This window comes from Bowmanella dokdonensis, assembly GCF_017254865.1.
Classification (GTDB): Bacteria; Pseudomonadota; Gammaproteobacteria; order Enterobacterales; family Alteromonadaceae; genus Bowmanella; species Bowmanella dokdonensis.
This window is the reverse complement of the sequence record NZ_JAFKCV010000014.1, coordinates 1-21104: the sequence shown is the minus strand read 5'-3', so window position 1 is coordinate 21104 and position 21104 is coordinate 1. Positions and strand designations below refer to the sequence as shown.

The 21104-nt window shown below is 50.0% G+C and carries 16 protein-coding genes; 6 read left to right on the top strand and 10 right to left on the bottom strand.

Annotation, left to right across the window (positions count from 1 at the left end):
- Positions 1-113: 113 nt before the first annotated feature.
- The 7 genes from J0A66_RS18060 to J0A66_RS18030 form a co-directional block, all read right to left on the bottom strand.
- Positions 114-1892, bottom strand: coding sequence for an IlvD/Edd family dehydratase (locus J0A66_RS18060; protein WP_206575254.1), 1779 nt, complete (start codon positions 1890-1892; stop codon positions 114-116).
- Positions 1889-2524: a 2-dehydro-3-deoxy-6-phosphogalactonate aldolase gene (locus tag J0A66_RS18055; RefSeq protein WP_206575253.1), complete on the bottom strand. Its 636-nt coding sequence runs from the start codon at positions 2522-2524 to the stop codon at positions 1889-1891. Before J0A66_RS18055 ends, J0A66_RS18060 begins: the two co-directional genes overlap by 4 nt.
- Before the next feature lie 22 nt (positions 2525-2546).
- Positions 2547-3455, bottom strand: a complete 909-nt coding sequence (locus J0A66_RS18050; RefSeq protein WP_206575252.1) for a 2-dehydro-3-deoxygalactonokinase — start codon at positions 3453-3455, stop codon at positions 2547-2549.
- Positions 3452-4213, bottom strand: coding sequence for an SDR family NAD(P)-dependent oxidoreductase (locus tag J0A66_RS18045; protein ID WP_206575251.1), 762 nt, complete (start codon positions 4211-4213; stop codon positions 3452-3454). The genes J0A66_RS18050 and J0A66_RS18045 overlap by 4 nt, the downstream gene beginning before the upstream one ends.
- Positions 4214-4589: 376 nt before the next feature.
- Positions 4590-5297 (bottom strand): FadR/GntR family transcriptional regulator, encoded by a 708-nt coding sequence (locus J0A66_RS18040; protein ID WP_206575250.1) that lies wholly within the window; start codon positions 5295-5297, stop codon positions 4590-4592.
- Between the two features lie 82 nt (positions 5298-5379).
- Complete coding sequence (locus tag J0A66_RS18035; protein ID WP_206575249.1) at positions 5380-6285, bottom strand: SMP-30/gluconolactonase/LRE family protein; 906 nt, start codon at positions 6283-6285, stop codon at positions 5380-5382.
- A gap of 4 nt (positions 6286-6289) precedes the next feature.
- Positions 6290-7852 (bottom strand): sodium/sugar symporter, encoded by a 1563-nt coding sequence (locus J0A66_RS18030; RefSeq protein WP_206575248.1) that lies wholly within the window; start codon positions 7850-7852, stop codon positions 6290-6292.
- 248 nt (positions 7853-8100) lie between these two features.
- On the opposite strand from J0A66_RS18030, the gene lacZ reads away from it, so the two are divergent.
- From lacZ to amaB, 3 genes are read left to right on the top strand one after another with little or no spacing between them, the layout of a single operon-like run.
- A complete protein-coding gene (gene lacZ, locus J0A66_RS18025) occupies positions 8101-11268 on the top strand; it encodes a beta-galactosidase, LacZ type (protein WP_206575247.1) in 3168 nt (1055 codons plus the stop codon).
- 51 nt (positions 11269-11319) lie between these two features.
- Entirely contained in the window at positions 11320-13641 is a 2322-nt protein-coding gene (locus J0A66_RS18020) for an aminotransferase class III-fold pyridoxal phosphate-dependent enzyme (RefSeq protein WP_241264289.1), read from the top strand.
- A 33-nt stretch (positions 13642-13674) separates the two neighbouring features.
- A complete protein-coding gene (gene amaB / locus J0A66_RS18015; RefSeq protein ID WP_206575245.1) occupies positions 13675-15207 on the top strand; it encodes an L-piperidine-6-carboxylate dehydrogenase in 1533 nt (510 codons plus the stop codon).
- A gap of 238 nt (positions 15208-15445) precedes the next feature.
- On the opposite strand, the gene mltB is transcribed toward amaB, so the two are convergent.
- Positions 15446-16279 carry a lytic murein transglycosylase B gene (gene mltB / locus J0A66_RS18010; RefSeq protein ID WP_439098881.1) on the bottom strand — a complete coding sequence of 278 codons (834 nt, stop codon included), beginning with the start codon at positions 16277-16279 and terminating at the stop codon, positions 15446-15448.
- A 745-nt stretch (positions 16280-17024) separates the two neighbouring features.
- Between mltB and J0A66_RS18005 the strand changes: the two genes are divergently transcribed.
- Genes J0A66_RS18005 through J0A66_RS17995 form a run of 3 tightly spaced genes read left to right on the top strand, consistent with a single transcriptional unit; the run spans position 17025 to position 19606 of the window.
- Positions 17025-17720 (top strand): hypothetical protein, encoded by a 696-nt coding sequence (locus J0A66_RS18005; protein WP_206575244.1) that lies wholly within the window; start codon positions 17025-17027, stop codon positions 17718-17720.
- Positions 17717-18544 (top strand): dCTP deaminase, encoded by an 828-nt coding sequence (locus J0A66_RS18000; protein WP_206575243.1) that lies wholly within the window; start codon positions 17717-17719, stop codon positions 18542-18544. The genes J0A66_RS18005 and J0A66_RS18000 overlap by 4 nt, the downstream gene beginning before the upstream one ends.
- Positions 18545-18562: 18 nt before the next feature.
- Complete coding sequence (locus J0A66_RS17995; protein WP_206575242.1) at positions 18563-19606, top strand: thiamine-phosphate kinase; 1044 nt, start codon at positions 18563-18565, stop codon at positions 19604-19606.
- 457 nt (positions 19607-20063) lie between these two features.
- Here J0A66_RS17995 and J0A66_RS17990 read toward each other — a convergent pair whose 3' ends face one another.
- Together J0A66_RS17990 and J0A66_RS23845 are read right to left on the bottom strand one after the other, a co-directional pair.
- Positions 20064-20921 (bottom strand): hypothetical protein, encoded by an 858-nt coding sequence (locus J0A66_RS17990; RefSeq protein WP_206575241.1) that lies wholly within the window; start codon positions 20919-20921, stop codon positions 20064-20066.
- Between the two features lie 105 nt (positions 20922-21026).
- Positions 21027-21104 (bottom strand): integrase core domain-containing protein (locus J0A66_RS23845; protein WP_144020606.1); only part of this gene is annotated, 78 nt, incomplete at its 5' end.

Here is a 21104-nt window from a genome sequence, read left to right as displayed (position 1 = left end):
AAGGAATAGGGCCGATTTTTGGTGGCCGGTGCCGTCTATATCGGCAGTTAATAAGAAAGAGGTCCTTCAACCAGCCTGCTTGTCGAAGGACCACCATACTGCCTTTAATAGAACTAGTGCGAGTGCCGAGGCTGGTTATCGCGTACATTCTGATACTTCAGCATTTCCTCAAACACTGCTCCTTCATCCAAATTGGAGACTTTGGCCCGATAGATTTCCTGCCACCAGGTTTGATTGGCTGGATACTGTCTGTTTAAATCCAATTGGGCTCGGCGTGCGGCCAATTCATCACAGTCAAGCAAAACGTTAACTGTACCTTTGGTTAGGTCGATCTGTATGCGATCACCTGTTTTTAACAACGCCAGACCTCCCCCATCCGCCGCTTCTGGTGATGCATTCAGAATAGAAGGGGAGCCGGAGGTACCGCTTTGTCGTCCGTCGCCCATAGTGGGTAATGAGTTAATCCCCTTGTCCAACAAGGCCTTGGGAGGCTGCATGTTGACCACTTCCGCTGAGCCGGGATAGCCTTTGGGGCCGGCATAACGCATCACTAATATACAGTTTACGTCGATCGCCAACTCAGGGTTATCTATCTGGGCATGGTACTCCTCCGGACTGTTAAACACTATGGCGCGGACTTCAAAGCAATTTGGTCTGGCGGGGTCTGACAAGTAACGCTGCTGGAACTCCTTATCAATAGCAGAAACTTTCATTATGGCCGAATCAAACAAGTTGCCCGTTAATACCATCAGACCAGCCTGCGCCTTGAGGGGAGTGCCAATCTTGCGTATCACATCGGTATTGTACAGTGGCGCACCCTGGCAGTTTTCACCAATGCTTCTGCCTGTAACCGTCAGAGCAGAAGCATGTAGCAGACTGGCGTCCAGTAACTGATCGATCACTGCCGGCAAGCCGCCAGCATTATGAAAATCCTCACTCAGATATTGGCCGACGGGCTGACAGTTCACCAACTGGGGAATATGCTGGCCGATGGTCTGCCAATCCTGAATCTTGATACCAATGCCCGCATGGGCGGCAATGGCATTAATATGAATCGGGGCATTAGTGGAACCGCCAAGTGCTGAGCATACGCGAATGGCGTTTTCAAAGGCTTGTCGGGTCAGGATTTTCTGCGGGGTGAGATCTTCCCAGACCATATCTACTATCCGTTTACCGGTTTGGTAGGCCATTTGCGACCGCTCCCGGTAAGGGGAGGGGATGGAGGCACAGCCTGGCAGCATCATACCCAGGGCTTCGGCCAGGCAGTTCATTGTCAAAGCTGTCCCCATGGTATTGCAATGTCCTGCAGACGGCGCTGAGCTGGCTACTTCAGCGATAAAATCGTTGTAACTGATATCGCCCTTGGCCAGGCGTTTTCTGGCATCCCAGATAATAGTGCCAGATCCTACGCACTGACCTTTGTAGCGACCGTTCAGCATGGGCCCCACCGAGAAGGCGATGGCTGGAATATTCACGCTGGCAGCACCCATCAGTAAGGCGGGGGTGGTTTTATCACAACCTGTGGTGAGCACTACGGCATCAATAGGATAGCCATGCAGTATTTCGATAAGCGACAAGCACTGCAGATTGCGGTCCAATGCTGCTGTGGGACGACGACCTGTTTCCTGAATCGGGTGTACCGGAAATTCAATGGGAATACCTCCGGCGTCCCGGATTCCGGACTTTAAACGTTCGGCGAGCTGGACGTGACCGCGGTTACAGGGCACCAGATCCGAACCGGTCTGGGCTATACCAATAATAGGCTTACCCCCTTGCAGTTCTTCTATGGTCAGACCGTAATTCAGGTATTTTTCCAGATAAAGGGCTGTCATATCCGGATTGGACGGGTCGTTAAACCATTGCCTGCTACGCAGTGGTATGTCCTTCTTCATGGCTGGCTCTCCTGAGACTGACTAAGGGAAATAAAGCAGTTCATCAATGTCTCCGCATTGCGTTTAAAGGCTTCGGCGCTGATTCCCGGTTGAAAGAGAGAACCACCCAGGCCAAAACCACCACAGCCCGCCATCATGTAGGCGGCCATATTGCTGCCATCTATACCGCCTACCGCACAGACTAAGGTGCCGGCGGGCAGTATAGTTCGGATTGCCGTGATGACCGCTGGCGGGGTTAACCCGGCCGGGAAGAACTTCAGCGCATCAGCACCGGTTTCCAGGGCGAGCAGGGCTTCGGTGGGAGTAATGCACCCCGGCATGGTATACATACCTGCTTGCTTGCTGGCACGAATCACTTTGGCATCGGTATTGGGGGCGACCATCAATCTGCCGCCTACCGCCCGGATAGCCTGTACTTGTTCGACGCTGGTAACCGTGCCCGCTCCTATTAACACATCCTGGCCGAACTCCTGCGCAAGCAGGCCGATGGATTCCAGTGGCCGAGGTGAGTTCATCGGGACTTCGATCATCTGATAACCGGCATCTACCAGAATATGACCCAGGCTTAAGCATTCGTGTGGTTGAACCCCTCTTAGGATGGCAACCAGTGGCAGATAAGAAGACCCAGACATGTGCTACCTCTGAAACATAGGATTACTGACTTGTGGCCAGGCGGTGCAGGCCGGTTAGCACCGCCATGTCGCCGGAAACGGTTCGGCAAGGTAACTGGTAAAACTCCAGAGCCTTCTGATAGCGACGGTTAAGTACCTCACTGCCAACCACCAATAGAGGCCTGCCATTGGTCAGCAGGCCCGGTTCATCCAGCCCCTGGCTGACACCCAGAATTTCACTGCCTATGACCAGCCCGGATAGGAAACTGCCGGCCTGCTCGGCTTCCAACTGCCCGGTAACAACGGCAGCCCTGGGTCTGAACAACAGGTGCAACAGCCCGCGTACGTCCCCTGCCTGTTCCAGGCCAAGCATAAACGCTGCCTCATGGTGGACATGGGGATTACACACCCCTGCCAGCGAACTGTGGCGTGTCAACTGGGCGAATAACTCACCTGTAAAGAAAGTTGAAAACTCTGTGATCGCACCATTTTCGGCCTTGGCCCATTTGCTGTGGGTGCCAGGAAGACAAAGCAGGGCATCGGGAGTGTCGGTTAAATGTAGGGCGCCAATGATCTGTGTTTCCTCACCGCGCATAACATCCTTCATGCCGTCGCGTCCTGTGCATTGCAGGCCTGGCACCAGTTGCAGGTTCTGATGCAGATGACTATTCAGATTGACCAGGGCCTTGCTCAGATCCTCTACAGCGGCCGGGCATGGCAAATATGGCACTTCCTGCCAACCGTTACGGCTGCCAACCATGCCCGCCATTAATACTTTGTCTGCAAGGGGCCGCCAGGAGCCACAAATCTGTTGAACATACTCAGCAAAGTCCTGGCCCTGCATGGTCAGGACGCCCCGGTCAGTGGTCACCTGGGCCAATACCTGGCCGTTGTTATCCAAATGCCAGGCGCGGAAGCTGCTGGAGCCCCAGTCGATGGCCAATAACGTCATACCCTGCCACCGTCTATGACCATAGCTTGGCCAGTGAGCATTCGTGAGGCCTTGGAGGCCAGGAATAGGGCTGCTTCGGCAATATCCTGCTCATTTATGCAGTCTTTGATGGCTTGTTGGGATAGACACTGTGCAATGGCTTCCGGGGTTGCCCACAGTTGCTTTTGTCTGGCAGTCATCACCCAGCCTGGCACCAATGTGTTGACGCGGATACCCTCTGGTCCTAGCTCACGGGCAAGGGCTTTGGTCAGACCTAAAATGGCGGACTTGGCCGCCACATACGCCGGATAACCCGTCAGGCCAAGCAAGGCTGAGTTGGAGCCGATGTTAATGATGCTGCCATTGCCTTGGGCCGACATATGTGGGAAAGCCGTCTGGGACGCAAAAAAATGTGGCCGCAGATTGATATTCATGCTGTCGTCCCATTCATCTGGGGTCAGGGTGCTTACATCATGACGATTGTCGCTCGCAGCATTATTAATCAGTACATCCAGGCCACCCATTTCCCTGATCGCACTTCCCATACACCCTTGCAAGGCCTGAATGTTTCGAATATTGCATGGCTGAAAGTGTGCGCTACGGCCAAATTTATCCTGCAAATGAGCAAGCAGCTGCTCGGCGGCATCGGCCTGGATATCCACAAAGGCAACGCGTGCACCTTGTTCAACAAAGGCACAGACCAGAGCTGCACCTATGCCGGAACCACCACCAGTTACGAATACCCTGGCACCGACCAGATCTTTAAACTGTCCAAACATCTGTGTCTCCTTGCCTTTTTGCTGATATATTATTTATAGTATAATTATACATTGAGCAAATCAACTTATTAAATGAGAAGTATATGAAAACTCAAGCAACCGAAGCTCACTGCCCCGACTGCCAGGCTTTACAGGAAGATACTAAGGAATGTAAAGGCTTAAGCACCAACACGACTGCTCAAAAGCAGTAACTCAGCACGACAAGGTGTTTGGCGTAAAAGCCTTCAGTGGGATAGTGGATTGTGACCTGATCAACTCAAGTTAAGGATGGCCGCTCGCAGATAAAAGGATTGCCGGTGGCCTGCTGGATTTTGCATCAACTGCAGTAAACGCTTTGCATTTTGCCAGGCCCGGCGAATCCCCGAGTATTCTTAGGTCAAGCCTTGATCCTTTCCTCGATTAACTGCAGTGCTTCTGATTCCATGGTATAGGAGGTTTGGTGAGCCAACTGAGGGTCCCCTGCGGCAATGGCATCATAGATTTTGCGATGCTCCAGGTAGCTGGCCGTATCCACCCCTTTAAACTGATTGGTAAAGCGGATACTGACTTTTAACGCCGTTTCAATAAAGCTGCGCAACTGCACAAAGAAGGGATTCTTACTGGCGCGCAAAATGGCCGAATGGAAATCAATGTCTGCTTTCAGTGGGTCTTCCATCCCGTCTTCCGCAGCCTTCATGCGCGACAAGGCCTCGCCAATCGTCTTTAGATCCTCTGGGTTGGCATTCTTGGCTGCCAGGGCCGCAGCTTCCGGCTCTATCGCCAGTCGCAATTGTAAGAAGTCCCTGAGGGTTTTCAGGCTGGGCGTACTTGAAAGTATCCAATCCAGTACGTCAGGATCGAACAAGTTCCAATATTCCCGGCTTTGCACTGTAATGCCTTTGCGGGGACGGGAAACTAGTAGCCCCTTAGAGGCAAGCATTTTAACTGCTTCACGTGTAGCGGTGCGGCTTATCTGGTAGCGAGTGCAGATCTCGGCTTCTGAGGGTAAGCCTTCCCCCACTGCAAATTCTTCGCGTACTATCGCTTTGCCTAGCTCATACACCAGTTGCTGCGTGAGATTATTGTTGTTTGTTGTTTGGAGCATGCATTTGCACCGTATTTATATACTATTTGTATGTTAATAGAGTCAGGTAGTGGATACCAGTTATCTGCTTGTTTTTCTCATGCTATGGTAATCCCTTCCTGACAAGGCCTTCTGCGCAATACACCGGTTCGTCAAGCCCTTTCGCGTCTACCTTGTAGATAAACAGATCGCCGGCATAGGGTTGTTGTAGACGCTGCTCCTCGCTCAATTCGTCCCACGCGCTGGTTACAAAAAGCAGATTACCCTCTTTGCCTCCCAGCGCCACACATGTTGGTTGACTCACTGGCATGGGGAGTTGGCCCAACTCTTTGCCGGAGGAGGAATAGCACACCACCCGGCTCCCGCCCCATTGGGCATTCCAGACTCTTCCTTGGCTGTCCACACAAGAACCATCCGGGCTTGACCCTGACTCAGTTTGAACAAAGGACTGTCCCTGTTCCGGCATGGCTGCAAATCGGTACTGCCGGATTAATCCCAGGGGCGAGTCTGCGTGGTACATTTGCTTACCATCAGGACTCCAGCATAGACCGTTGGATATGTATACACCGCCAAAAGCCTTGGTTAGCCGGCCTTGTTGATCCAATCGATACAAACTGGCGCTGGGATTGGTCAATGTATTTTCTGCCATCGAACCAATCCAGAAATTTCCGTCAGGCCCCACTTTACCATCGTTAAATCTGTTGCCGGGACGCTCCATCTCCCCCACATGCAGAAGATGCACATCACCGGATTGTGGCCAGTACAATGCCAGCGCATGTACAAATGCCACCACCAGGCAACCGGGCACATCAGTAAACCCAAAAGCACTGATAGCATTTGGCGGGGTAAAGTACTCTGTGTCGTTGTCGGCCAGGCTATGTCGATATAGCCTTTTACCCTTGATATCAGTCCAATAAACAGAGTCCGTTTCCCGGTGGTAAAGTACACCTTCGCCAAGACGGTTTTGTACCGGCAGGCGGGCGATTAATTTGGCGTTAGGGATAGCCATCCTGTTACCACCAGGTGATATACAAGGCTGCGAGAATAGCTATGATTGCCAACGTGGCCACATTGTAAGAGGCAGACGTCGAGAACTGCACGCCATCAAGCAGGTTTTGTCCCCGGACCTGAATTTTTTTATCCAGCTTGGAAACCAGCACGGCCAGCAGTAAGCAACTGACAAACACCACCCCTACCCGGTCAATGAAGGGCAACTGCGGCATCATGACTTTAAGCAGCAATGACAAGGCAAAGGAACCAAACGCTGCGGATAAAGCACCTTTGGTGGTGGTTTGTTTCCAGAACATACCCAGCAGGAACAGAACCACAATGCCAGGAGTAAAGAACCCGGTAAATTCCTGAATATACTGGAAGGCTTGATCCAGTTGTCCCAGCAACGGCTGGGCACAGATAACCGCCAACAACATGGCCGTGACGCTGACGATCCGCCCTACGCTAAGGTAATGGTGCTCAGATTTGTCTTGACGATAATGGGTATATATATCCATGGTAAAGATTGTGGAGATACTATTGGCCATGGAGCCAAGAGAGGACACAATCGCTGCCACCAGCGCCGCAAATACAAACCCCTTGATGCCCTCAGGCATCATACCTAGCAGCATAGGGTAAGCTTTATCTGCTGGTTCCAGTCCCGGGTGCAGCACATAGGCGACGATACCCGGAAGCACCACGATAATAGGCATCAGAAGTTTCAGAAACGCAGCAAACACAATCCCTTTTTGTGCTTCTTTAAGGGATTTCGCGGCAAGGGTGCGTTGAATGATGTACTGGTTGAAGCCCCAATAGGACAGGTTCATGATCCACATACCCCCGATCAGTACGGACACACCTGGCAGACTCATGTAATGTTCATGGTCGGCACTTAAGATCATGTTGAATTTCTGTGGCGCCTCATCCAGCAGGGTACTAAAGCCACTGATCACGCTGCCCTCTCCCAACATACCCAAGGTTATATAAGTAAGCAGCAAGCCTCCCGCTACCAGCACTACAACCTGAATAATATCCGTGTAGGCTACAGCTTTAAGGCCTCCGTACAGGGAGTAGGTCAGTGATAGCAAAGCCAAAAACACCAGGCCGGCTGTCATATCAATGCCTGTAATCGTATTGATAGCGAGTGCCCCTAACCACAATATGGAAGTGAGGTTGACAAATACGTATACCCCCAACCAGAAAATCGCCAGCGTCAGGCGCACCTCATGACCAAAACGCTGCTGCAGAAACTGCGGCATGGTGTAAATGCGATGCTTTAAAAAGACGGGCAGAAAATACTTACCCACGATAATCAAGGTAATGGCTGCCATCCATTCATAGGACGCAATAGCCATGCCGATGGCGTAGCCCGAACCTGACATGCCGATGATCTGTTCGGCGGAAATATTGGCGGCGATGAGCGATGCTCCAATGGCCCACCAGGGCAGACTGTTGCCTGCCAGAAAGTAGTCCTTGGTATTTTTCTGATGGCCTGCTTTTTCCCTTGATACCCAAAAAGCCACAAAAACCAACATCACCACATAGGCGGCGAACAGGGAGATATCGAGCGAGGACAACGACGACATGCTTTTCTTATCCGGTTAATTTATTGTTAGCAATTAATGTATTATTTATAGTATATATTTACAACCGGATTTTATCCCGCCGCTCTTCGTTGGGTCGCCAGGAGACTTGAATACTCAGGGATTCGGCTGATTCGTTGATTAGTTGGCTAAGTGGGCAGCCAGTCAAATTGCATGTTAATTAACTTAGTGCCCCTTGTCAGTGAGTTAATTTTTTGTATTATAAATAGTACTAAATGTCGGGGAATATTATGAATAAAGCCATCAGCATCGTGCTGGCCGGGATACTGTGTTATCCGGCTCTAGCCACCTCCCGAGCGCCCTGGGAAGACCATCAGGTGTTTGCAATCAACAAGCTGGATCCCCGCGCCAGCGGTTTTGCTTACTCCAGTGTGGCGGCAGCCCTGGTAGACGACTATCAGCGCAGCGCAAACTATTACTCTTTAAATGGCCTATGGCAGTTCAACTGGCAGCGCAGCCCTAAGGATGCTCCTGAAGGGTTTGAAATGCCGGGGTTTGATGACAGCCTATGGGAACAAATCCGGGTGCCAGGCAATTGGGAGGTGGAAGGTTTTGGCTATCCCATCTACCTGGATGAACGTTATCCTTTTGAAGCCAAGTGGCCCGATGTGCCCACTGACTACAACCCCATCGGCTCCTACCGTAAAACTTTTGAACTACCCGAAGACTGGCAGGACAAGCAGGTCATTATTCATGTTGGGGGGGCCCGCTCTTCATTGGAAATCTGGCTGAATGGTCATTACATAGGCTTTAGTCAGGGAGCCAAAACTCCGGCTGAGTTTGATTTAACCCCCTATCTGCAAGGTGATAAGAACCTCATTGCCATGCAAATTCGCCGGTGGACCGACGCCAGCTACCTCGAAAGTCAGGACATGTTGCGGGTATCAGGCATAGAGCGCGACGTGTTTTTGTATGCCACTCCCAAACAGCATTTATATGACTTCCATGTAAGGCCAACCCTGAGCTCAGATCTGAGTGAGGGTAGGCTGGCCCTGGAGGTGGATCTGCGCAATTATGCCGGTCCTGCTGATGTATCGGTGCAATATCAGTTGTTTGACCCCAGCCGGGAAATGCAGGTGGTAGCCAGTGAAGAGCAGTCAGTCAGTCTGAATAAAACCGGATCGTTACAGTTCGCCGCCACCTTGAAAGAGCCAAGGTTATGGAGCGCTGAAACGCCGAATCTGTATACCCTGGTGATGACCATGAAAGATGCAGATGGCCAGGTGCTGCAAAGCGTGCGCGAAGATATTGGCTTTCGCAATATTGCCATTGAAGGTGGCCAGTTGAAGGTCAATGGCAAAGCCATTTACATCCGCGGCGTCAACCGCCATGAAACCGACCCGCGTCGCGGGCACGTGATCACCCGTGAGTCCATGGAGCGGGATATCAAGTTGATGAAGCAGCACAATATTAACGCGGTGCGCTCCAGCCATTATCCAAATGATCCTTATTGGTATGATCTGACCGACAAATACGGCATGTACGTTATTGATGAAGCCAATATCGAGTCACATCCACTGGCTATCAAGGAAGACACCCAGCTTGGCAATGAAATGAGCTGGCTGCCGGCCCATCTTGAGCGTACCAGGCGCATGTTTGAGCGGGATAAAAACCACCCGTCCATCATCGTCTGGTCACTGGGTAACGAAGCAGGAGAGGGAAAGGTTTTCGAAGCCACCTACAACTGGCTGAAAGCGCACGACGGCAGCCGCCCAGTGCAGTATGAACCGGCAGGTACGGGGTATTACACTGATATCTTTGCCCCTATGTATCCCAGCATTGAACGGCTGGAAGAATATGCCAAAACCCACAAAGATCGTCCCGGCATTATGATCGAGTACGCTCACGCCATGGGTAACTCCGTAGGTAACCTGCAGGATTACTGGGATGTGATCGAAAAGTATGATGTGCTTCAGGGCGGCTATATCTGGGACTGGGTAGATCAGGCCCTGGAGTATACCAACGACAAGGGCCAGAAGTTCTGGGCCTATGGTAAGGACTTCCATCCCGACCTGCCTACCGACGGCAACTTCTTGAACAACGGTCTGGTTAACCCTGATCGCGAACCCCATCCCCATTTGCTGGAAGTCAAAAAGGTTTACGAACCGATTAAGTTTAAAGCCCTGGATATCAGCAAAGGCCAGTTTGAGGTTCGCAACAAATTTATCTTTGCGTCGCTCGAGGGCTACGATCTGGCCTGGCAGATTAACGCAGATGGTGAGCTGATCGCCAAAGGGCGCGAGCCTATGCCCGACGTGGCCGCCGGCGGCACTGCCAAAGTGAAGCTGGCTCTGCCGGTGCTGCCTGAATCGGCCAGCCAGGAATATATCCTGACCCTGTCTGCACGTCTGAACCGTCCGATGGGCCTACTGGATGATAACCACGAAGTGGCTTTTGAACAGTTCACCCTGCCGGTAAAAATGCTGTACCTGCCCCAGCCGACGGCCAAGGCACAGACGTTGGTTATTGATAAGGGCAGCGAATGGTTCAAGGTGAGCAATGATCGGGTGCAACTGGCTTTTGATGCGGCCAGTGGCTGGCTAAGCCACTATCAGGTGCAGGGCAGGGAGCTTTTAAACGCACCGTTGAAGGTAAATTTCTGGCGTCCGCCTACGGATAACGACCTGGGTAATGATATGCCGCAGTGGGCCGCAATATGGCAGCACGCTCAAGACAGACTTCAACTGCAAAGTTTGAGCAGCAAATCCATTAAGGCCGATGTACTGGTGACCGCCCTATACCACAGTCCCGACTTTAAAGGCAGTTACCAAGTTGAATACCGGATCGCCGCCAATGGCAGAATCGCCGTCAGCAGCAGTTTGGATCTGGCGGATGCTCAGACACTGCCTAAGCTGCCCAAGTTCGGCATGCAGTTGCAAACCCCTGGCGAATACGCTTTTGTCAGCTGGTTTGGTCGGGGTCCTCATGAGAGCTATGCCGATCGTTACCGCTCGGCGCGGGTTGGTTTATATCAGGCCCATGTCCGCGATCAGATCCATCACTATGTCCGTCCGCAGGAAAATGCCAATAAACAGGATTTACGCTGGATTGCTCTGACCAATGAACAAGGCGCAGGCCTGCTGGCAGTGGCCGATGGTCTGATGTCGGGGAGTGCATGGCCTTACCTGCAATCGGATATTGACTTCTATGCGGGTGACAGCGAAGCCTCCGCTTCTGGCCTGGTCCCGGTGACCAGCAAGCATGGTCGGGAAGTGCCAATGCGCGATCTGGTCACATTAAACCTGGATCACAAGCAAATGGGCGTGGGCGGGGATACCTCCTGGGGCCGGCCGGTCCATGACAAGTACAGTCTGCCACCTCGAGACAGCCAGTATGGCTTCACCCTGATCCCGTTGGCGGCAGGGGCTAACCCGGCTCAGTTGGCCAGAACAAAATAAACGGCAGGCCCTTAGGGCTTGCCTCTGTCGGATGCTTTGGAAGGAAAGATGATGACGGCGCGACTTTTGGATGCAGATATCGCCCTGTATGTGGCGGAGCATTACCAGCTTGAGGGCGAACTGACCCGGCTGCCAGGTTACTGTGACCTCAACCTGCTGATGAAAACCGCTGGGGGCCAACAATACATAGTGAAAGTTGCCGGCGATGGCGATGCGCCCGTGTATCTGGACTTGCAGAGCCAGGCTATGAATCATCTGGCCGGGTGTGGTTTGTCTGTGCCCCAGGTGCTAAGCGACACGCAGGGCCGCACCTTAGGCGAGATTGCCGACAGCGCTGGGGCGTTGTTTCCTATCCGGGTGCTGAATTACCTGCCCGGTCAGTTTTATGCGGATTTGCCCGAAGGACAGGCGTTTCCTGAGCTGTGGCAGCATCTTGGGGCGTTTATGGGGCTTTTGGACAAAGGCCTGAGCGATTTTCGCCATCCGGGCCTCAATCGCTACCTGGACTGGGATCTGGCCTTTGGTCTGGAAGTGTGTCGCGATAAACTGGATGCCCTGGAAGGAGACAGGCGCAAGCTGGTTGAAGGCTTTTTACTGCAATACCAGACCCAGGTTAAGCCATTCTTGTCGAAGTTACCGGCCGGACCCATCCACAACGATGCCAATGACTACAACCTGCTGGTGGATGATCTGACCAACCCCACGCGGATCAGCGGCCTGATTGATTTTGGCGATATGTGCTTCAGCCAGTTGGTGAACGAGCTGGCGATTGCCTGTGCCTACGCAGTGCTGGACCAACCCGATCCCGTGGCTGTGATCCGTGCCGTGACAAAGGGCTATCAAAGCCAGCGCCCCCTTAATGAGGATGAACTGAAAGCGCTGCCTTATCTGATTTGTCTGCGCTTTTGTGTAAGCGTATGTAATTCTGCTCATGCTATCCGCCAAACCCCTGACAATGAGTACTTGCTGATTTCGGCAAGCCCTGTGTGGCAGGCGCTGGCGCAGTTTAAATTGTTGGATCTGGCGGTTATTGGTCAAATCCTGACTGGCGAGTGTCTGGGCGTCAATCATAGCGGGCGAAGTAAAGCGGCACTTATGGCCAGTCGGCAAAGCCACTTCAGTCCGACCCTGAGTCTGAGCTACAACGAGCCGCTGAAGATTGTGCGTGGCCTCGGTGCGTACCTGTTTGATGAGCAGGGGCGAGACTACCTGGATATGGTCAACAACGTCTGCCACGTGGGCCATTGTCATCCCAAAGTGGTGGCGGCGGCCCAGCAACAGATGGCGACGCTCAATACCAACACCCGTTATCTACATGACAATCTGGTCAGCTACGGCGAAAGGCTGCTGGGCTATTTCCCCGACAAACTGGCGGTGTGTTTTTTGGTGAACTCCGGCAGTGAAGCCAACGAACTGGCTTTCAGACTTGCACGCTGCGCCAGCAAAAGTCGCGAGCTGTTGGTGGTGGACGGAGCTTACCATGGCAATACCAATGCCTGCGTTGATGCAAGCCCCTATAAGTTTGATGGTCCGGGGGGGGAAGGCGCTGCTGCTCACATACACAAAGTAATGCTACCTGACCCCTACCGTGGCCCTTATGCCGGTTATGGCCCAAAGACAGGTAGTCAGTATGCGGCTGATATCAAGCGGGTACTGGCAGATCTCAGTTGGCAGGATAAAAAGCCCGGCGCTTATATCTGCGAGTCGGTACAAGGGGTCGCCGGACAGATCGTGATGCCGCAAGGCTACCTGACTTCGGTGTATGAACAGGTACGCGCTGCCGGAGGGGTATGTATTGCCGACGAAGTGCAGATAGGTTTTGGACGGGTTGGCGAGGCCATGTGGGGCTTTGAGACTCAAGGCGTGGTGCCGGATATCGTCACGCTGGGTAAACCCATAGGCAACGGACACCCCATGGCCGCCGTTATCACCACCCGCAAGGTGGCAGACGCCTTTGTTACAGGGATGGAGTACTTCAATACCTTTGGTGGCAACCCTGTGTCCTGTGCCATTGGCCAGGCGGTACTGGAGGTGATTGAAGAACAGCAGTTACAAGCCCATGCCAGGCGCACCGGTGATTATTTGCAGAGCAAGCTCAAAGAGATGGCGCATGAGTTTGAACTTATTGGCGATGTGCGTGGCCTGGGGCTGTTTATCGGCGTAGAGCTGGTGACCGATAGTCACAGAAAGACCCCGGCCACCGCCCAAACCAAACTCCTGATTGAACACTTTAAGACCCAGCGCATACTGCTTTCCAGCGAGGGACCGTTCAACAATATTCTGAAGATCAAGCCGCCCATGGTATTTGGGCAACCTGAAGCAGACCGCTTCCTCGACACCTTACGCAGCGGTCTTAGGGGCCTGGGTCAATAACCCCGCCCGGTAACGACAAGAAGAGGATTAACGATGAAATTTCTCAAGCAACTGAAGCTTGGCGCCAGCAACGCCGGTGCCAGCACGGGCCAGCAGTGGCTGACTGATAACAGTGCAGAGCCACTGGCTATTCACTCGCCGGTTGATGGTGAACTGATTGCCAAGGTCAGCCTTTGTACCCCTGTCCAGTATCAGCAAGTGATTGAACAGGCGCAGCAGGCCTTTGTTAGCTGGCGTAAGATTACTGCGCCTCAGCGAGGGGAAATAGTGCGTCAGATTGGCCAGGCACTGCGAGAATACAAGCAGCCGCTGGGTGAGCTGGTATCTTATGAAATGGGCAAGTCACTGCAGGAAGGCCTGGGCGAGGTGCAGGAGATGATCGATATCTGTGATTTTGCCGTTGGCCTGTCCCGTCAGTTATGCGGCTCTACCATGCACTCTGAGCGTCCATTGCACCGTATGTACGATCAGTACCATCCGCTGGGTATTGTCGGTGTGGTCTCGGCCTTTAACTTCCCGGTGGCGGTATGGTCATGGAATGCCATGATCTCTGCGGTTTGCGGTAACGTGACGGTGTGGAAGCCCTCAGAGAAAACCCCGCTGACTGCCATTGCCTGTCAGCATATTTTAAAAGAGATTCTGGCCCGCAATAATCTGCCGGAAGGGGTATTCTCACTGGTGGTGGGCACCGGCGCCGAGATCGGTGAGCTGATGCTGGATGACAAGCGTATTCCGTTGATGTCGGTGACTGGTTCGACCCGTGTCGGTCGTCATGCCGGGCAGAAAGTCGCTGCCCGTTTTGGTAAGAGCATTCTGGAGCTGGGCGGTAACAACGCCATTATTATCACTCCCAACGCCGACCTGAAAGTAGCCATACCTGGTGTGGTGTTTGGTGCGGTGGGAACAGCCGGTCAGCGCTGCACTACTACTCGTCGGGTGATTGTGCATGAGTCGGTGTATGACAAGGTAAAAGACACCCTTATCAGCGCGTACAGCAAGCTGCGTATCGGTAACCCCTTGGATCAGAATAATCATGTAGGGCCACTGATTGATCAAAACTCTGTCAGGGCCTTTAGTGAGGCACTGGACAAAGTGCAGGCCGAAGGGGGGAAGTTGCTATGTGGTGGCGACGTCCTCAGTGGAGAAGGTTATGCGTCGGGCTGTTACGTCAGGCCTGCTATCGTTGAGGCCGAAAACCACTACCAGATGGTGCAGGAAGAAACCTTTGCGCCCATCCTGTACCTGATTAAGTACACTGGTAAAGTGCAGCAAGCCATTGATCTGCAAAACGACGTGGCTCAGGGGCTGTCGTCCGCCATCTTTACCCAGAATATGCTCGAAGCCGAACAATTCCTGGCTCACTGGGGGTCAGATTGCGGTATTGCAAATGTGAATATTGGTACCTCTGGCGCGGAAATTGGCGGTGCCTTTGGTGGCGAAAAGGAAACCGGCGGCGGTCGCGAATCCGGCTCTGATGCCTGGAAAGCGTACATGCGCCGTCAGACCAATACCATAAACTATTCAACCGCCATGCCCCTGGCTCAAGGGATCAAGTTCGATCTGTAAACCCATCTGCCGGGCGGTGCCCGGCCACATCAAATGGGTGGGCAGAAATCGCAGAAGCGGAATTTATCCGTCCAAGTCAGCCGGACCTCCAGCCGGAGGATGACCTCGCCCATCTGCTGCCATGATTCTTCAGCAGAAGCCAGGAAGGAGCCGGGCGCTTACAGAGCAGTCACCCCAGTTCGGTCTGTCATCCTTGTGGTTCATTTTTACTGTTTCAGGCAAGGGATATCTTTGTGCATCAGCCGGCCATGGCCGCCTTAATTTCCTGACTCAGCCGATAGACCGCCATGGCATACAGTGGGCTGTGGTTGTAGCGGGTGATCACATAAAAGTTATGCAGTCCCAGCCAGTATTCATGGCCGTCAGTCAACTCAAACTGCAGCAATTTAGCCGGTGCCTCATCGACCAGCTCTGCCGTTCCATCGATACGCACACCGCCTTTGTGCAGGCTTTGCCAGCTTTGGCTGGGCTTAAGTTTGTCGGTCAGCAGCGATGGGACCTGGGCTTTTTCCACGACGGCCGGATAGGCCACCGCCTCGCCCGGTTTCCAGCCGTTCTTACGAAAATAATTGGCCACGCTGCCGATGGCATCCTGGGGATTATTTAACAGGTCCCGGGTGCCGTCCTGGTCAAAATCCACCGCGTAGTGGCGATAGCTGGAGGAGATAAATTGTCCCCAGCCCATTGCCCCGGCATAAGAGCCGACAATACTGGTGTTATCCAGGCCCTCTTCGCGGGTCATCAGCAGGTACTGGGCTAACTCGCTTTTAAAGAATTTTGAACGCGGCGGGTAGTGAAAGCCCAGGGTATACAGGGAATCCAGCACTTCGTACTTGCCCTGATAGGTACCATAAAAGGTTTCCACCCCGATAATGGCGACGATAATTTCGGCCGGAACGCCAAAGACCTGTTCAGCCCGCTTAAGGCTGTCCTGATGGGTGTGCCAGAATTCCACGCCTTTTTGCACCCGCTTCTCGGTCAGAAACAGCGGATAGTACTGATGCCAGGGTTTGGCCTCCCAGGGCAGCTGAATGGCCTGATTCGGTACCCTGTCAGCAAGCAGCTGGTCAATTCGCTCTGGTCAAACCCATGTTCGCTGACCATTTCCTCTATAAACTGCGTAACAGCCGCGTCCGGCGAGGCCGCCAGGGAAGACGCACTGAAGGTCAATAACGAGGCCAGGGCACTATGGCCAATCCATCTCAAAAACGGCTTTTTGTGCATAGGTTATCCAACTGCTGTGAAGGGGAAAGGAATCCCGCTGTGGCTCAGTTATGAGCAGTTAAATCAGAGCCGGATTCTATCATTTCAGGCTTGAAAAGTTTATTAAAAACAATGGTTTTTGAACTTATGGACAGGCCTTCTGGGTGGTAGGAGTATTGTGTGCCTGGACGATGACTTGGGGTTAACCACAGAGACACTGAGGGGATAGCTGGTCATCTGAACATAAACTACAACACCACTATCCGAAAGTATTGGAAGGAAAAGGGTTTTGACAGGTTTATCTATGGGGGAGAATAATGGCCTTCTGTTCCTGTCTTGATAATGGAGCTAAAGTTTCGTTGGGAATGAAAAACAGAGTCACAAATGGCACAAAGCAGGGATGTTTGTTCAGGTATTAATTGTCCGTCCCCTTTTTCCCGGTGAACTGTTCTTCAGAAAATCTTTTCATGTGCGAATTTCCTCTCGTTGCGGAGTTTACTAAGATCAAATCGGGTGGACTAGTGGAGAGAAGAACACCAAGATTAAAGATAATGTGCGTGTTGACGAAAGACACGTATGAAATGTAGCAAGGTTATCGAATATAAGGATGGTAAATGAATAATTTGGCCATATATAAAAGTCGATTTATGAAAAGTAAGGTCGATAGTCAAACCTTAAATTGGCGAGCTATTGAGGAAGTTGTTGAAGATGTTTCGAACAAATCGTTGGTGAATTGTCTGGATCTAATACTTTCGGATGACCAACTTCTCGAGGCAGCCGCTCGTCGATCACATAGACATCAACTAGGCTTTTTAAAATTTGTTTTACTTGCAAATGACCCAACATATTGTTTACGTATGCATTTGTGGGATGATGAATCCATTAATATTGAGGAAGACATCCATTCACATTGTGCACACTTCAGCTCTCGTATCGTTTTCGGAGCGATACAAGAGAACTCTTATGAGCTTATCCCTGGAGATGCTTATAAGTGCTTTCTTTATAGCTTTGAACAATCGTTAGGTCACTGTGTTGCAAAAGAAAATGGCACAACAGGAGTAGTTCGTTCTGGAAGTAGAGTGTTGACAAAGGGCAATATTTATCGAGCAGAATCAAATAGTTTGCACAATATTAGTCAAGTCAAGCTGGGTACATTGACAGTCTCAGCTTGGGGAGTAAGAGAAAGAGAGGCATTAGTATTAAAAAATAGACAGGCTATCCCAAAGGATTGTCTAGTTTCAAGCGGAATAGATTTAGAAGAGCTCCGTTCAAAGCTGAGCAAAATAAAGAATAGGATTGAAGATATATGACTCTGCCTGACCACGTTATCAGTCTGTTATCTGAAAAAAAAGAGGACGGATTGATCTCTCCATTTAAAAACGAGCTTTTGAGGGCAAGCTCTTACGATCTAACTGTTGGTGAAGAATACTATATAGGAAAAGAAGGAGTTTTCTCCTCTATAGAGACAGAGCGTATAAGACGAAACCAATCTTTTAAAATCCCACCACACGCGGTCTGTTTTATTCTTACTGAAGAAACTATTAATCTACCGAAAGATATTACTGCTAAAGTATCTCTTAGAATGACCCATATCTATGCTGGAATAATTTTGACATCACAACCGCCATTTGATCCAGGCTATAAGGGCAAGGTTATCTTAATGCTTTATAACCTTTCATCAAAATCAATATGCATGAAACGAGGGGAAAGGATTGCGACTATTGAGTTTTCTCGTCTTGAAAAAGCTTCGATGAGTTCTAAGGTCCACAGATCCGTATCAACTATAGAAGAGCAATTAACTCAGCCAATAATTAGTAGCTTGAGTGAAATTGCTAGAGCGTCTAAGTCTGCTAAACGAACAGTTACTTGGTTAGCTAGTAATACTCTCGTTTTCGTAACTCTCATCGTAGCTGTGCTTGCTGTGCCAGGATTCTTTACATATAAGGGGTTGTCCGAACGCTTGGATGATCAAAAGGAGAAAATTGTCGAAATGAAAAATATGATCGAAAAATATGAAAGTGGAATGGATACATACAAGAAAGAGATCGACTATCTTAATCGAAGTCTGGGTAAAATCAAACCTTCGTTGATAGATATGGAAGTAAAAGAAGCCTCTATTACACCTCAGAATTAGCAATTAAAAGTAACGATTATGACTACGATGTCGGAGATTGGCGAGAAAGAATTCATAAAAGGCTTACTTCCAAGCTTGAGCGTAGATTCTTCCTTTGTAAATGGGTTCGGGCATGATGCTAGTATTATTGATGTTGGATTAGATCAATTAATCGCTTGCAAAATAGACAGGGCTCCATCACCAGTTTCATTAAAGCATGGCATAGGAGATGCAAAAACTTGGGGGCGGCTGGCTGTTGTGGCAAATGTTAGCGATTTGCTATCTGTTGGTGCCGTTCCCAAAGCGCTAATGCTGTCACTTGTACTACCAGATGATTTTGACGTCATTAGTGCTAGAGAAATTGTAATGGGATGCGAAGAAGCTTGTAGAAGTCATGGTATTGCATTTGTTGGAGGAGATACTAAAGAGGGAGATGCAGCCCAAGTCATTGGAGCAGCATGGGGAACATTATTGCGGGGGACTCAGTTTGGACGAGGCTCCGCGATGCCTGGTGATTATCTATTTATAGCAGGAAGACTTGGTGCTTTTTCTGGCAGCATGGCATTAATGAATAAACGCATATTTGATAAAAAAATTCCCAATTATTATACAAATGTGCTCACACACCCAATGGCTAGAGTTATTGAAGGCCGCTATATGAGGGAATCTCGGAAAGTTGCATTTGCTTGCGACCTCAGTGACGGTCTTTCAGAGGCTATACGTATCTTCTGTAAAGAAGGAGTGGGTATAACTCTACATGAGAAATGCTTACCAATGCACACTATAGCTGAAGAGGCGTCCTTTCGAACAGAAGTGCCTCTCTGGCAGTTTGCGCTAGGGGTGGGTGACTGGGCAATTGCCTGTGTTGTTCGCCAAGAAGAGGCAGCTTCCTTCAAAGCATTGATGCCTAATGGGCTAGAAATATTTCAAGTAGGTCGATTTGACGAAACTGGTCTTATACAGATTCAAGATAAAAAAGGTATAAAAAGAGAATTGCCGCCTTTAATAAATGAGCACTTTCGCCAACGCGCAGAAGACGATACTGGTTATCTTCATGAGTTGTTACGATCTCAATCAGAGTAAAACTTTGGATTTAAACTAGGTTGCTAGTCGATAGCTTATTTCAAGAAATAATGACAGCCACAATAGAGCACTTACATCTAACTTCACAACCGGATATTTTAATAAAGGTGGGTAAATGAAGATCTATTCTATTTGCTGGATTAAGCCTGAGAATGTGAGGTTCGATGGTTCTTGTTTTGTAATCAAAAGCGATCAGGAAAAGTCATTGAGAAAAACTATTTTTTAGGACTGTCCTATACTATACACTAAATATGATTGGCTTATTTGTGTTGTACAAGAGAGTAAATGCTAGCTTTTTTGAAATTAGAGCCTTGACTAATTTTGCCCCGGGCAGCTGTTAAAGATATAGACTGATAGTTTATTTGTACTATTGATTACGGCTAATTTATTTTTCAGATACTGAATAGGGCTGCGAAGCAGCCCTATGTTCCATAAAAGAAAAATCTTAATAATAATTCTATTTATCCTTGGGGTTTGTAGGAACTTCTTTTTCTTTAGGGGGGCTAGGGATTTCTGAAATTGAGTTGGGATCTTCCGTGGACTTCTGAATCTGTTGCATTTCACTAACTGCATTGCCGAGATGTTCAAAAAGTTTTGAAGTAAGTTCCCTATTTGACGCGGCTCCTCCAAATGCAGTGGCTAACCACTTCAAACCAGGATCGGAAACTATTTGGAGAGACTCTGATGTTTCTTGCAAACCTGCAATTAGAGTACATTTTGAATTGTAGTCAATTGCATCATTTATAGATTGCTGTATATTATAGTCAGAAGTAACTTGAATGCTCCTTCTCTGAATTTCATCTCTTTTCTTCTTTCTAGCGATTTCCATAGCTTTTGTAAGTACTTCCACTACCTGGTTTCTGAAGTAAGCATCATTCCACTCAGCTCTTATGCCACTTGTGATACCAGACAGACCAGCAAATGCCCTTGCTTCGTCAACTCCGGTAAATATAGCTCCTAAGCCTCCTGCAACTGTTGCTAAAGAACCAAAGGCAAAGTTTGACTGGCTGAATACACCGTTTAATCTCCTTCTAAAGAGATCACAGGCAGCATCACTAGCTATCATAATTGAGGATTGTACTTCATTTCTTCTAATCCTTTGATACTCAAAGTATGACGAATTTTCATGTGCTACTCTCAACTTTTCAATAGCGTTAGTTTTTTGAATATTAATAATGTCTTTTTGTATGCTGCTCACAAAATCTCCGTAGAAACTTGATTCACCATTGGTAGAAGTTTCGAATAACTTAGCAAGGGTATTCAATCTATCAGTCTGCCTTTCAACAAATGCTACGGTTACATTGTTTACGGCCAATTTCTCCTTTTGATCTTTCGGAAGTTCTTCGTAGTACTCATAGGAATTGAATCCATCTGACCTTTCCCCGAGATTAGTACCAATCCCTCAATGAGATTTTCCTGCTTAAGCTGCCTGTTTTGCATACTCAACAGGCGACATGTAATTCAGTGAGCTATGCGGGCGAACATGGTTGTAATGCTC

Coding starts and splice junctions, on each gene's coding strand:
- J0A66_RS18060 (WP_206575254.1), bottom strand. CDS start 1,892: ATGAAGAAGGACATACCACTGCGTAGCAGGCAATGGTTTAACGACCCG.
- J0A66_RS18055 (WP_206575253.1), bottom strand. CDS start 2,524: ATGTCTGGGTCTTCTTATCTGCCACTGGTTGCCATCCTAAGAGGGGTT.
- J0A66_RS18050 (WP_206575252.1), bottom strand. CDS start 3,455: ATGACGTTATTGGCCATCGACTGGGGCTCCAGCAGCTTCCGCGCCTGG.
- J0A66_RS18045 (WP_206575251.1), bottom strand. CDS start 4,213: ATGTTTGGACAGTTTAAAGATCTGGTCGGTGCCAGGGTATTCGTAACT.
- J0A66_RS18040 (WP_206575250.1), bottom strand. CDS start 5,297: ATGCTCCAAACAACAAACAACAATAATCTCACGCAGCAACTGGTGTAT.
- J0A66_RS18035 (WP_206575249.1), bottom strand. CDS start 6,285: ATGGCTATCCCTAACGCCAAATTAATCGCCCGCCTGCCGGTACAAAAC.
- J0A66_RS18030 (WP_206575248.1), bottom strand. CDS start 7,852: ATGTCGTCGTTGTCCTCGCTCGATATCTCCCTGTTCGCCGCCTATGTG.
- lacZ (WP_206575247.1), top strand. CDS start 8,101: ATGAATAAAGCCATCAGCATCGTGCTGGCCGGGATACTGTGTTATCCG.
- J0A66_RS18020 (WP_241264289.1), top strand. CDS start 11,320: ATGACGGCGCGACTTTTGGATGCAGATATCGCCCTGTATGTGGCGGAG.
- amaB (WP_206575245.1), top strand. CDS start 13,675: ATGAAATTTCTCAAGCAACTGAAGCTTGGCGCCAGCAACGCCGGTGCC.
- J0A66_RS18005 (WP_206575244.1), top strand. CDS start 17,025: ATGAATAATTTGGCCATATATAAAAGTCGATTTATGAAAAGTAAGGTC.
- J0A66_RS18000 (WP_206575243.1), top strand. CDS start 17,717: ATGACTCTGCCTGACCACGTTATCAGTCTGTTATCTGAAAAAAAAGAG.
- J0A66_RS17995 (WP_206575242.1), top strand. CDS start 18,563: ATGACTACGATGTCGGAGATTGGCGAGAAAGAATTCATAAAAGGCTTA.